Genomic DNA, 13,213 nt, shown 5'->3' with positions numbered 1-13,213 from the left:
ACAATCGTCCCTCGCCGCCCGCGCCGGTCGGCGTTGCGGGCCACCACGGCGTACGCGATGCTGTCCGCCGGCACCGAGCGACGGGACGGACCTGGCATGACCACTGCGGCACCGCCCACCTGGAGGGACATCGCCTACCGGGGTTTCCACCTGCCGGCCGACACCAGCAGCGGGGGCGGCGACGCCCTGCTCGCCACCCACCGGGGGCTCGCCCTCGGCGGCGTGGATCGGCGGGGCACCTGGACGTCACCGCCGGTACGGGTCGGGTTCGTCGTCGACGAGGTGGTGCCGTCCTGGACCGCCGACACCCCGGACGGCTGCTGGATCGAGGTCGACCTGCGCGGTTGGCACGACGACGCGCCCAGCACCGGCTGGTACCGGCTGGCCCGCTGGGCGGCCGACGACCGCGCGGTACGACGCACCTCGGTGCCCGGCCAGCGCGACGCCGCCGCCCGGGTCGACACCGACACCCTGATCGTGACCGGAGCGACAGTCACCGGGTGGCAGGCGCGGGTGACCCTGTGCCGGCCCGCCGGCAGCCCGAACGGCCCGGTGCTGCGCAGCATCGGCGCGGTCGCCACCGGGCCGACCCCGAGCCACCAGGGGTACGAGCGGGAACCCGCCTCGACCGCCGCCCGTGGGATCGTGCTGGACGTGCCCCGCTACTCCCAGCGGCTGCACGCCGGGCAGTACCCGCAGTGGGGTGGCGGCGGCGACTCCTGGTGCAGCCCCACCTGCACCTCGATGGTGCTCGCCTACTGGGGGGCCGAGCCGACGCCGGAGCACTACGCCTGGGTGCAGCCGTCCGGCCCGCGTCCGGTGGTGGTGCACGCCGCCCGGCACTGTTACGACCACGCGTACGCCGGGGCCGGCAACTGGCCGTTCAACACCGCGTACGCCGGCCTGCACGGAGTGGACGCGTTCGTCACCCGACTGCGGTCGCTGGCCGAGGCGGAGGCGTTCGTCGCCGCCGGTATCCCACTGATCGTCTCGGCCGCGTTCCGGGCCGACGAGGTGCCGGGGCTCGGGTACGACACCGGAGGGCACCTGATGGTGCTGGTCGGCTTCACCGCCGGCGGCGACCCGGTGCTCAACGACCCGTACGCCCCGGACGACGAGGCGGTCCGTCGTACCGTGCCCCGGCAGGGGTTCGAGGCGGTCTGGCAGCGCGGCAGCGGTGGGGTGGCGTACGTGCTGCGACCCGCGTCGGTGCGGCTGCCCCCGCCGCCCGCCCAGCCGAACTGGTGATCAGTCCGGCAACGTCCAGAGCTGGTACGGGCCGTTCGGGGTGGCGCAGAGCAGGTGATCCACGATCGCCTGACAGTCCCCGACGGCTTCCGGCAGCACGTCCAGGATGCGCACCTTCCCGGCGCGGATGTCCAGCTCACCGACGATCACCCCGCTGTCGGGGTGCCGGCGTACGCCCAGCAGCCGGCCGCCGATGCCGAGCTGGAACAGCACCCACTGACCCAGGTCGGCCTCCAGCCGGCCGGTCAGCGCATCGAGCACGAGGTAGTGCTCCACCGCACCGCCCTCGTTCGCGCTGACCATCAGCCGCCCGTCGAACGGCCAGCCCCACCGCCAGCGTTCGCTGCGCCAGCGCAGCTGGCCGGTCGCGATGTCGATCGCCTGTAGTTCGTTGGCGCCGGTGCGCAGACACAGGACGGGGCCGCAGTCCGCCACGAACTCGACCCGGACGCCCGTGCTGGTCCAGCGGCGGTCCAGCCGGTCGAGCCCGTATCCGGTGACCGTGGTCGGCTCGCCGCCGACGGTCACCAGCAGGTCGTCGATGACCTGCACGAAGGTGAGTGGCCCGCCGTCGGGTGGGCGCAGGTCGGCGCGGGCCAGCACCGCGCCGGTGGCCGTGTCTCGTACCTCGGTCGGCCCGTTGCGCTGGTGGAGCACCACCCGGGCGGCTCCCGGCCCGCTGTGCTGAACCTCGACGTTCGCGGCGGCGGGCAACTGCCACCGCACGGTGCCGCAGCAGGCATCGACCGTCCGCACGCTCACCGGCTGGCCCTCGCCGCCGGACTGGAGCAGCAGGCTGCCGTCGGCCAGCGGGGTGGCGCTGCCCGGCTGCTGCCACCGGTACGCCCCGGTCGCCCGGTCCAGCGCCACCGTCACGCTGCTCTGACTGTCCGGGCCGATCTCGTACCCGGTGACCAGCAGCATCCCCGCCAGCGGGACGATCCCCCAGTACCGGGCCTCGCCGGGCAGCGACGCCTGCCAGACCGGGGCGCCGCCGGGCAGCCGGTACGCGGCCAGCCGCCGTCGCAGCGTCCGGGTGTCGTCGATCGGTTCGATGCCCAGCAACAGATCACCGTCGACCAGCACGTCAGCCCCAGGTCGGGCCGGCAGGGTCACCATGGTCCGGCGGGGCGGTGGGACAGCGGCGGCACCCACGGTGACCAGCACCAGCAGCAGCGCCAGCGCGTAGCGCACCGACCGGCCGTTGGCGCGGGGCGGGCGGGACAGCGGGTCCGGGTCCGAACCGTGCCGCAGCTCACCGAGGTCGATCACCGGGCCCTCCATCATGGGGTAACGGGAGCAACGTACGGCAAACCGGCCGTGGGGCACACCGGCCCGGCAAAAGCGACGGACCCTCGCCTGTACGATGGCGCGTCGTGGCCGTGCCGGTGGTAGACCCTTCGCTGAAATCCCTGACCGACGCCGACCCGGCCGAGGTCGAGCCGACACGGCGGCCCCGACGCCGCCCGGCCCGAGCCGACCTGTTGGCCCTCGGAGCCTATGTGTTGCTGGGCGTGTTCGTCTGCCTCAACTACTGGGGTGACGTCACCGGCCGGGTCTCGTCGCACCTGCCCACCGACCACAGCTGGTTCGAGTGGCTGTTCGCGCACGGCGCGTACTCGGTGCGGCACCTGGAGAACCCGCTCTTCACGGCCCGCCAGAACGCCCCGGACGGGGTGAACATGATGGCCAACACCTCACTGCTCGGGGTGACCCTGCCGCTGGCCCCCCTGACCATGCTGCTCGGCCCCCAGGTGATGTACGCCCTCTACCTGGGTGCGGCGCTGGCGGCCACCGCCGGCACCGGGTACTGGATGCTCTCGCGCCACCTGGTGCGCTCCCGGGCGGCGGCGTTCGTCGGAGGCGCGTTCCTCGGCTTCGCGCCGGGAATCATCCACCACGCCAACGGCCAACCGAACTTCGTGTCCAACTTCCTGCTTCCGCTGATCGTGGTGCGGGTGCTGACCCTGGCCGAGCCCGACCGGTGGCGGCGCAACGGGCTCGTACTCGGGGCGCTGGTGGCGTACCAGATCTTCATCAACGAGGAGATGTTGCTGCTCACCGCGTTGGCCTGCCTGGTCATCGTGCTGGCGTACGCCGTGCAGCGGCCGAGGGCCACCCGGGCCGCCGCCGGCACCTTCCTGGCCGGTCTGGGTGTCGCCGGCGGGCTGGCCCTGGTGCTCACCGCGTACCCGATCTGGTTCCAGTTCAACGGCCCGCAGTCCTACCGGGGCCTACAGGGCGGGGTGTTCCACAACTGGGGCGAGGACCTGGTCGCCTTCGTCACCTTCGCCCGGGACACCTGGGCCGGTGACCCGGCGGTGGAGAAGACGATCGGTCTGACCGAGCAGAACACCTGGTTCGGTTGGCCGCTGGTGCTGCTCTCGGTGGTGGCCCTGGTGCTGCTGGTCCGCCGCTCGCTGGCCACCCGGATCGTCGCGGTGCTCATCGTGGTGTTCACCGTGGCCGCGATCGGGCCGTGGGTGCGCTTCGACGGTGTGGAGACCGGTGTACGCGGTCCGTGGTCGTACGTGTCGGACGATCTGCCGTTGGTCGAGATGATGATGCCGACCCGGTTGGCGCTGGTGGTCGCCGGCGCGGTGGGCGTACTGCTCGCGTTGACCTGGGACGCCGCGTACCGGCAGGGGCGCCCGGTGGCCGACCGGCCGCGGGTGCCGGCCCAGCGCGTGGCCGAGGCGGCCCCGGCGGCGTCCGACGAGCCGGCCGCGCCGGTCGCGGCCCGCCGTCGGTGGCTGCGCCCGGTGGGGTACGCGGCGGTCGCCCTCGCCGTGCTGCCGCTCTTCCCACGGCCGCTGCCCGCCCAGCAGATCGACCCGCCGCCGCACTTCATCACCGCGGGTGGTTGGCGGCCGTACGTGCCGGCGGGCCGCACCCTGGTGCCGGTGCCGATCCCGAGCAACGTGCACGGCCTGCCGACGCTGCGCTGGAGTGCCCTGACCGGGCAGGAGTTCCCCGTCCCGGGCGGCTACTTCATCGGCCCCAACGAGCTGGGCGAGGGAGTCTTCGGCGCGCCGAACCGACCGACCAGTTCGCTCATCTACTCCACGATGGACAAGGACGCGGTTCCGGCGCTCACCGAGGAGAACCGCCGCCAGGCCGTCGAGGACCTGCGGTTCTGGAAGGCGTCGGTGGTGGTGCTCGGGGCGCACCCACGCGAGGCGGTGCTGCGCGAGCTGGTCACCGGGCTGCTCGGGCCACCGCAGCGGGTCGACGACGTCTGGGTCTGGGACGTCCGCGCCCTGGTGGGTTAGTCGACGCGACCCCGCACGTCCCACAACCACCCGCCGTCGACCGGCCGGCCGGGGCCGAGCAGGTCGTCGACGGTTCGACGGACCGGGTCGCCGTGCTCCAGCCGACCGAGTACGACCACCGCGGCCCGCCAGTGCCGCAGGTCCTCGACGGCCTGGCGGCGGTCGGCGTCGGTGAGCACCGGCGCCACGCCGGTGTCGGCCACCTGGCGCAGCAGCACCGACGTCGGCCGGTCCGGCGCGCCCCAGCGGGCCGTCGGGTCGTCCGGGCCGCTCGGCCCGATGAAGTAACCGCCCGGCGCGGAAAACGCCAGGCCGCTGCGGGCGGACCAGAGCATCACCGGGCTCCGCCCGGCACCGGTGACCGGCGGCACCGCGACCACCGTCCGGCCGGGCGGCACCAGCGGACGCCAGCCACCGGCGGCGATGAACGCCGGCACCGGCGCGACCGGCACCACGCGGATCGGCGTCGGCACCAGGGGCAGCAACGCGGCGGCGACCGCGCCGGCCCACAGCAGCCGCACCGGCAGGCCCGGCGTCGCGGTCGGCCCGTCGGCGGCCCGGACCCGGTCCAGGGAGAGCGCCACCAGCACACCCAGCACCGGTACGCAGACCAGCGCGAACCGGGCCGGCACCGCGAGGTCGAGCAGTGGCAACCCGCTGACCAGCCGGTACGGGCCCGGAATGCCGGTGGCGTCACCGTCCACCCGCAGCTCGTCGCCGAGCGAGAGCAGGGCGAACACCACGCCACAGACGGCCAGCGCCCGGACCAGCGGTCGTCGCCACTGCCAGATCACGATCACCACGGCGAGCACCAGCAGACCCGGGCCGAAGAACGAGTTCTCCTCGGTCGGGTTGGGCGACAGCAACCCGGGCAACCAGTCGTCACCGAGCACGGTCTGCCGGGCCGACGCGGTGAACGAGGCGACGTCCAGCTGGAAGCCCTGCGTGGCGAACGCCATGCCCGAGTAGTGCTGCGAGCCGTGGAACTGGAACCAGAGCGGGTACGCCAGGGCCACCGCCGCCACCCCGGCCGCGACCGCCAGCCGGCCGAAGAGAGCCGGCGCGAGCCGCCGGGCGGCCACCCGGTCAGCGAGCGCGTAGGCCAGCGCGAAGACCCCGGCCGCGAGGGCCAGGAAGACCAGCACCTCCTCGCCGATGAAGACCTGCCAGACGAGCAGCAGCCCGAGACCCACGCCGGCCCGCCACCCGCCGGGGCGCCCCGCATCCGCGCCGGGCCGGAACACCAGGGCGAGGATCCCGGGCACCAGGAACTGCGCGGCGACGTGCAGATGCGCGCCCGCCTGCGCGATCATGCCCGGGGCGAATCCGCAGATCAGCCCGCCCACCGCCGCCGCCGACCGGGTGGTGACCAACCGGCGGCGCAGCAGCACGTACCAGGCGGCTGCGGTACCAGCGAGGCAGCAGACCACCGCCACGCAGAACGCCACCTGCGAACCGAAGAGCAGGGTGACCGGAGTCAGCGGGACACCGAGGCCGAGCACCGAGGTGTTCGCCATCAGGTTGATCCCGTCCGGCGCGTTCAAACCGGCGCTGTAGAGCGGGTTCTCCCCCTCGGCGACCGCGTGTGCCGCGTGCGCCAACATCCATTCGAAGAGGATCTGGTCGCCGGCCTGGTGGAACAGTCGCCACGGATGACCCCACTGCCCGCTGGTCACCAGCACGGCGAGGCCCAGATAGCCGGCCACCACCAGCGCGTCCCGCGGCCAGGCTGGACGGGACGCGCCGACCGCCGCCGGCGACGAGGTGTTCGGGGACGTCGTCCCGGTGGTCATCAGACCGAACGGTCGGTGAGCGTCCGGACGTCCCAGACCCAGACATCCAACTCCTGGCGGCCCGGGCCGACCAGCTCCTCGACGGTACGTCGCAGCGGCTCGGCGTTCTGCTGCCGCACCGGTAGCACCAGGATCGCCGCCCGCCAGTGCCGGAACTCGTCGGTGAACCGGCGACGCTGCCGGTCGTCGAGCTTCGGCGTACGGCCGGTGGTCGCCACCTCTTCCAGCATCTGGCCCACCCCGCTGGGACGACCACCGAACCGGCCCGCGTCACCGGTGTTGCCGTTGCGGGGCGCGAGGAAGTACCCACCGGGGATCTTGAAGTCGAGGTTGGTGGCCGCCGCCCAACGCATGCCGTGCGTGTTGCCCATGCTGGGTACCGGGATCGGCACCAGCGTCTGGTCCGGCCCGACGTACGCCCGCCACCGGTCGGCCGTGATGAAGTCCGGCACCGGCGGGCGGGAGACCATCCGCAGCGGCATCGGTGCGATCGGCAGCAACGCGAACGCCAGGCCCGCGGCGGTGAGCGTGCGGACGGTACGTTGCTCGGCCGGACGCAGCGCCCAGGCCCGTTCGACGGCGAGCGCGAGCAGCAGACCGATCACCACACTGGTGATCAGACCGAACCGGGTCGGCACCACGGCGTCCAGCAGCGGCAGGTGCACCAACCACTGCCACGGCCCGGTGATCAGCTCCCGGTCCCACCAGGACACCCGCTCACCGAGGGACAGCACGGCGAAGAACACGCCGGTCACCGCGAGCGCCCGGACGATCAACTCCCGACGCAGCCAGACCACGATGCCGATGGCGAGCAGCGACAGGCTCCAGCCGAAGAAGGCGTTCTCCTCGGAGTAGTTGGGCGCCAGGTTGATGTTGGCGCGTTGGTTGCCGCCGAGCGTGGGCGAGCCGGGGGCGAAGAAGGCGGCGATGTCGTTGCCGTAGTCCTGCACCGCGTCGCTGAGCCCGTGGTAGGCCATCGGCCCGGCGAACTGCACGTACAGGGGGTACGCCAGCAGCGCCCCGGCCAGCACCGCGCAGGTCGCCACACCGGCACCCAGGGGCCGCCACGCCGCCCACCACCGGGCCGGTTCCTGGGCGAGCACCGCCAACAGGAAGACGCCACAGGCCAACGCCGTGAAGAGCAGGATCTCCTCGTTGATGAACGCCTGCGCGGTGACCAGCAGGGCGAGCAACGCCCCGTCCCGAACCGGTCTGCCGGAGCGGGTGAGCACCAGCACGCGCCAGACGATGAACGGCAGCAGGAACTGGCTGATGATGTTCGGGTGCCAACTGGCGTGCGAGAGCATGGCCGGCGAGAACCCGCAGAACCAGCCGCCCACCGCCGCCGCGAGCGGCGTACGCACCAGGTGGCGGGAGAGCATGAGGTACCAGGCCATCGCGGTGCCGGCGAGGCCGAGCGTGACAAGCACCACGAAGGAGACCGCCGGCCCGAACAGCAGCGTCACCGGGACCATCGGGATGCCCAGCGCCAGCACGGCCGTGTTGGCCATCAGGTTGACGCCGTCGGGGTAGTTGAACTGTTCGGTGTAGAACGGGTATTCGCCGTGCAGCACCACGCGTACCGAGTGGGCGAGGAAGAACTGCACCTGAGCCGGGTCACCGGTGTAGAGCGAGGCCACCCGGCCGGACGGGTCCAGCCAGATCCGGCTCGTCACCCAGAGCGCGGCGAGCAGGAACAGCCCGCCCACCGCCAGGTGCTGCCGCCGCCGCGTCCACCGACGCCACCGCGCCCGCGTCGACGTCGGGGTCGCGTCCTCGGCCGCGCTGTCCGCCGACGCTGCTGGCTCGGCCGGGGCTGCGACCGTGTCTGTTGTGGTGGTGGAGCCGGTCAGCGCGGGCGGGCCGGCGAAGAGGCCGACCGGTGTGCGGTAGCTCACCAGCTCGGCGGAGTCGTCTGCCGCCTCCGGGTGCGGCGCGGGCAGGGCGCGGGACTCGGCAGGCGTCACAGTCGGCGGAGTCTACCGGAGCAACCAAAACGGCCTAAAGCCCCGGTGGTGTCCATTGTGGTGGGTTCGGTGCCGGCCAACTGAGGGTCGGCACCGGACATCTCGTACTATGGCGCTTTCCGACAGCGACGGCGAGGCGATCGGGGGCGGGCCAGGTGACTCCAGGCCGTCGGTACGGCAGGGCGCTTCCCGTCCTGTTGAGCGCGCTGCTGGCCAGCACGGCCTGCGGTCCGGTAGCCGAGCGGAAGCCGCAGGACCTGCGCGTCGGGTACGACAGCCTGGACGGCACCCTCGCCGTGTGGCCGCCGCGCGGCGACCTCTCCGCGGACCCCACGGCGACGGCGGCGGTCACCGCGACCGTGCGCAACTGGCGGTCACCGGCCGACGACCGCGCGCACCTGCCGTCGTCCGGCATCCTCTTCTCCGGTCGGGTCGACGGCGCCCCGGTGGCGCTGGTGGCCGCCGACGTGCCCGGCGAGAGCGCGTCCTGGCTGCTGCAACTCACTCGCGACGGCGACCGGTACGCGGTGACCCGCGCCACCGAATACACCGACCCGGGTTACCTCGTCTACTCCGACGTGCTGCCGGTGCAGACGGCCGGCGGCCGGCGCTACCTGGTCTCGGCCCGGGTGCAGACCCTCCTCGGGCCACAGAACCGCACGTTGACCATCGCCGACGGACTCAGCGCGCCGGTCGACGTGCCGTCCTGCACGGCCGTCGCGGTGACCGCCACCCTGCGAACCACCGAGTCGTTGCCCCGCGGGCGGGCCGCCGACCGGCTGCTCGACCTGGGCACCGGCACCGTCGACCCGCGCTATCCGCTGGTCCGCGACGAGTCCGGTACGGGCCGTCGCGCGCTCGCCGGCCTGGACACCTGCGTGCTGGCCGGCGATCGGGGTCCGTTCGGCAGCATCCCGCGCCGGATCGGTGACCGGGACGCCCCCCGCTCGGTGCCGACGTCCTGGCCGATGGCGAAACTCACGGTGCGCTCGCTCGGCGAGGTCGCCCTGGGTGGCGGCGAGGCGGCCGAGTTGCAGCAGCTCAGCTGGGACACCGACGCCGGCGCGATGACCGCGGTGGTCTACCGGCCGGCCGACGGGAGCGCGCCCGTCGTCTCACCCGCCGACCGGGCCACGCCGTTGCAGGCGTACCAACTGCCGGTGCCCGGGCAACCGCTGGTGGTGCTGAGCTGGCGGCCCACCCGGGACAGCTCGCTGTCCGTCCCACCGGGCACTCCCCTGCTGGTCGAGCGCCCCGGCCTGGCGGTCATCCCCACCCCGTCCCGCTCCCAGACCTACAGCCTCGCCAACACCGACAAAACCCACTACCGCTCAATCTCCCCCCACTAACCCAGCCCCTCTCCCCACCCCACCCGCCCCCGCACGGACGGCCCCACCCTCGTCGGGGTCGATCATGGAGTAATGGTGGGCAGTAAGCGGCCTTTCGCCCCTTCTGTGAGGCACCACAAGTCCTTGATCGACCCTGCGGCGGGGCGCGGAGGGCGGGCGGGGGGTGGCGCGGGGCACGGCGCGGGGCGGGGTGGCGGATTGTTGGTTGCCGCCCCGCCCTTTTTGTTTCGGGTTAGTTCTGTGCGGCGGCGTCGCTGGGGGTGAGGCGGTCCGGGGTGGCGTCCAGGCTGGAGATCCAGCCGGTGACGTTGCGGGCCACGTCCTGGGCGGTCAGGCCCAGATCGGCGAGGATCTGCGCGCGGGTGCCGTGCGGGTGCCAGTCGGCCGGCACACCGAGGTCCTTGAGCGGCACCCGGACGTCGGCGTCGCGCATCGCCTGGGCGAGCGCGTCGCCCACCCCGCCGACCCGGACGCCGTCCTCGACGCTGACCACGAGCCGGTGACGGGCGGCCAGCTCGACCAGCTCCGCCGGGACCGGGCGCACCCAGCGGGGGTCGACGACGGTGACGCCGTAGCCCTGCTCGGCGACCCGGGCGGCCACCTCCATGCCCAACTGGCCGAACGAGCCGACGGCGACGAGCAGCACGTCGGTACGGGCGGACTCGGCCAGCACGTCGACCGGGCCGACCCGGCGCAGCGCCGGCAGGTCCGCGGCGACCGCGCCGGTCGGGAACCGCACGACGGTCGGGCCGTTGTCGACGGCCACCGCCTCGCGCAGCTCCTCGCGCAGCGTGGCGGCGTCGCGCGGCGCGGCGATCCGCAGCCCGGGCACCACCCCGAAGACCGACATGTCCCAGATGCCGTAGTGGCTGGGCCCGTCCGGGCCGGTGATGCCCGCCCGGTCCAGCACGAAGGTCACCGGCAGCTTGTGCATCGCCACGTCCAGCAGGACCTGGTCGAAGGCGCGGTTGAGGAAGGTGGCGTAGACGGCGACCACCGGGTGCAGGCCGCCGAGCGCCAACCCGGCCGCCGAGGTGGCCGCGTGCTGCTCGGCGATGCCCACGTCGTACACCCGCTCGGGGTACTTGCGGGCCAACTTGGCGATGCCGGTCGGCTCGGCCATGGCGGCGGTGATGCCCACCACGTCCGGGCGTTCGTCGGCGACGGCCAGCAGCTCGTCGGCGAAGACGTGCGTCCACTTCACCGACGGGGCGGCCAGCAGGGCGCCGGTCTCCACGTCGAAGGCGCTGCCGGGGCCGTGCAGGCAGTCGGCGTCGTCCTCCTCGGCGGGACGGTAGCCGTAGCCCTTGCGGGTGACCGCGTGCACGATCACCGGGCCGCCGAAGTTCTTCGCCGCCCGCAGCGCCACCTCGACCGCCGCGACGTCGTGCCCGTCCACCGGGCCCACGTACTTGATGCCGAGGTCCTCGAACATGGCCTGCGGGGCGACCGCGTCCTTGATCCCCTTCTTGACCGCGTGCAGCACCTCGTACATCGGTCGGCCGACCAGCGGCGTGGAGCCGAGGGCGTCCTTGACGGTGTCGAGGACCTTCTCGTAGCCGGGGTTGAGCCGCAGCGAGGAGAGGTGGTCGGCCAGCCCGCCGATGGTCGGAGCGTACGAGCGGCCGTTGTCGTTGACCACGATCACGAGGGGGTTGCCGGCGGTGGCGATGTTGTTCAACGCCTCCCAGCACATCCCGCCGGTCAGCGCGCCGTCGCCGACCACGGCCACGACGCTGCGCGCCTCACCACGCAGGGCGTACGCCTTGGCGAGGCCGTCGGCGTAGGACAGCGCGGTGGAGGCGTGCGAGTTCTCGATGAGGTCGTGCTCGCTCTCGGCCTGGCTGGGGTAGCCGGAGAGGCCACCGCGCTGGCGGAGCTTGTCGAAGCCGGCCTGACGCCCGGTGATGATCTTGTGTACGTACGCCTGGTGGCCGGTGTCGAACAGGAGCCGGTCCCGGGGGGAGTCGAAGACGCGGTGCATGGCGAGCGTCAGCTCGACCACACCGAGGTTGGGCCCGACGTGCCCGCCGGTACGGGAGACCTTGGTGATCAGGAAGTCCCGGATCTCGGCGGCGAGGACGTCCAGTTCCTCGCCGGACATCCGCTTGACGTCCTGCGGACCGCGAACCGTCCCCAGCAGCCGGCCGTGGTTGGCCGTGTCCTCTTCAACGCTCATGACCGGAGAGTCTATCGGCCGCCCGGTACTCCGCAGCTCGGCCCGAGCCCCGGTCGCCCGGACCGGGCAGGGCACTGGCGGCTGTGCGCCCGGTCAGGCGTCGACACGTGGCGCCGGTCGCGCCGTCCTACCGCCCGTCCGGCGGGAGCAGCAACCCGACCTGCTCGACGTGCTGTGTCATCGGAAACAGGTCGAAGCCCCGCAGCGCCGCCAGCCGCCAGCCGAGGTCGGCGAAGGTGCGGACGTCCCGGGCGAAGGCGGCCGGGTCACAGGCCACGTACGCGACCGCCCGTGGGCCGGCGGCGGCCAGCGCGCGGACCACCGGGGCACCGGCGCCGGCGCGCGGCGGGTCGAGCACCACCACGTCGACCGGGCCGGTGATCCGCCGGCGGGCCAACGCGGTCTCCACCCGGGCCGACACCACCTCGACGGTGGGCAGGTCGGCGAGGTTCTCCCGGGCGGCGGCGACGCCCTGCGCCGCCGCTTCGACCAGGGTCACCCGGCCGGTCGTGCCGACCCGGGTGGCCAGGCCGGCGGCGAACAACCCGGCGCCGCCGTAGAGGTCCCAGGCGATCTCGCCCGGCTGTGGGTCCAGCAACTCCAGCACCGCCGTGGCGAGGGTGTCCGCGGCGGCCGGGTGGACCTGCCAGAACGCGGACGCGGGCAGCGCCCAGTCCCGTCCGGCGGCGACCTCGCGGACCTCGGTCGGGCCGCTGACCGGGGTGGGCGCCCCGTCGCGGAGTTCGGTGACGGTCACGTCCCCGCCGGTGCTGGCGACGGTCTCCACCGCCTCGGCGGCCGGCCAACGCGCGCCGCTGGGGGTGAGCACCGGCAGCTGCTGGATGGCCGGGTGGGCGATCCGGCAGCGGTCGATCGGCACCACCTCGTGCGAGCGGTGCTTGAGTAGGCCGGCGCGGTCCGCGGCGTCCACCGCGTACCGGACCCGGGAGCGCCAGCCGAGCAGCCCGCCGGGCAGCGCCTCGACCCGGACGCCGAGCCGATCCAGCTCGACGTCGGTCAGCCCACCGAGGCGGACCAACTGTTCCCGTACCACGGCGGTCTTCCAGGCCAGTTGCGCGGCCGGGGCGACGTGCTGGAGGTCGCAACCGCCACAGGCACCGGGCCTCGCGTACGGGCAGGGCGGCTCGACCCGGTCCGGTGAGGGCTCCAGCACGGTCACCGCGTCGGCCCGGACGAACCCCCGGTGCACCTCGGTGACCTCGGCGATGACCCGTTCACCGGGCAGCGCGTGCCGGACGAAGACGACCTGCCCGTCCACCCGGGCGACACAGTGCCCGCCGGGGGCGACCGCATCGACGGTCAGCTCCACCCGGTCCGTCTCGGCCAGGCTCCGCTCGAAGGCCACCGACGCCGACAGGGGTGTCACGTTCCGCTGCCCGCCCGG

Annotated in this window: 8 protein-coding genes; 3 read left to right on the top strand and 5 right to left on the bottom strand. The window is 73.5% G+C overall.

Annotation, left to right across the window (positions count from 1 at the left end; all coding sequences use genetic code 11):
* Window positions 1-96 precede the first annotated feature (96 nt).
* Entirely contained in the window at window positions 97-1,248 is a 1,152-nt protein-coding gene (locus AB0J33_RS11730; protein ID WP_363612468.1) for a C39 family peptidase, read from the top strand.
* On the opposite strand, the gene AB0J33_RS11725 is transcribed toward AB0J33_RS11730, so the two are convergent.
* A complete protein-coding gene (locus tag AB0J33_RS11725; protein WP_363612466.1) occupies window positions 1,249-2,520 on the bottom strand; it encodes a PQQ-binding-like beta-propeller repeat protein in 1,272 nt (423 codons plus the stop codon).
* Window positions 2,521-2,630: 110 nt separating this feature from the next.
* On the opposite strand from AB0J33_RS11725, the gene AB0J33_RS11720 reads away from it, so the two are divergent.
* Entirely contained in the window at window positions 2,631-4,520 is a 1,890-nt protein-coding gene (locus AB0J33_RS11720) for a hypothetical protein (protein WP_363613180.1), read from the top strand.
* On the opposite strand, the gene AB0J33_RS11715 is transcribed toward AB0J33_RS11720, so the two are convergent.
* Window positions 4,517-6,313 carry a hypothetical protein gene (locus AB0J33_RS11715; protein ID WP_363612464.1) on the bottom strand — a complete coding sequence of 599 codons (1,797 nt, stop codon included), beginning with the start codon at window positions 6,311-6,313 and terminating at the stop codon, window positions 4,517-4,519. The two genes, AB0J33_RS11720 and AB0J33_RS11715, sit on opposite strands and share 4 nt — an antisense overlap.
* Window positions 6,313-8,166 (bottom strand): hypothetical protein, encoded by a 1,854-nt coding sequence (locus AB0J33_RS11710; RefSeq protein ID WP_363613178.1) that lies wholly within the window; start codon window positions 8,164-8,166, stop codon window positions 6,313-6,315. Before AB0J33_RS11710 ends, AB0J33_RS11715 begins: the two co-directional genes overlap by 1 nt.
* Window positions 8,167-8,474: 308 nt before the next feature.
* Here AB0J33_RS11710 and AB0J33_RS11705 point away from each other — a divergent pair, with 308 nt between their 5' ends.
* A complete protein-coding gene (locus AB0J33_RS11705) occupies window positions 8,475-9,629 on the top strand; it encodes a hypothetical protein (protein WP_363613176.1) in 1,155 nt (384 codons plus the stop codon).
* Between the two features lie 232 nt (window positions 9,630-9,861).
* On the opposite strand, the gene dxs is transcribed toward AB0J33_RS11705, so the two are convergent.
* The gene (dxs, locus tag AB0J33_RS11700; protein WP_363612462.1) at window positions 9,862-11,808 is read right to left on the bottom strand and encodes a 1-deoxy-D-xylulose-5-phosphate synthase; all 1,947 of its coding nucleotides are present in this window, start codon (window positions 11,806-11,808) and stop codon (window positions 9,862-9,864) included.
* A gap of 127 nt (window positions 11,809-11,935) precedes the next feature.
* Window positions 11,936-13,174: a TRAM domain-containing protein gene (locus AB0J33_RS11695; RefSeq protein ID WP_363613174.1), complete on the bottom strand. Its 1,239-nt coding sequence runs from the start codon at window positions 13,172-13,174 to the stop codon at window positions 11,936-11,938.
* Window positions 13,175-13,213 lie beyond the last annotated feature (39 nt).

Source organism: Micromonospora sp. NPDC049645 (assembly GCF_040675155.1).
GTDB lineage: Bacteria > Actinomycetota > Actinomycetes > Mycobacteriales > Micromonosporaceae > Micromonospora.
Note: the sequence above shows the minus strand (reverse complement) of the source record. Positions and strands in the feature narration are given on the sequence as shown.

Bases quoted from the DNA above. Each gene is read 5' to 3' on its own strand.
- AB0J33_RS11730 (WP_363612468.1), top strand. From the start codon at position 97: ATGACCACTGCGGCACCGCCCACCTGGAGGGACATCGCCTACCGGGGT.
- AB0J33_RS11715 (WP_363612464.1), bottom strand. From the start codon at position 6,313: ATGACCACCGGGACGACGTCCCCGAACACCTCGTCGCCGGCGGCGGTC.
- dxs (WP_363612462.1), bottom strand. From the start codon at position 11,808: ATGAGCGTTGAAGAGGACACGGCCAACCACGGCCGGCTGCTGGGGACG.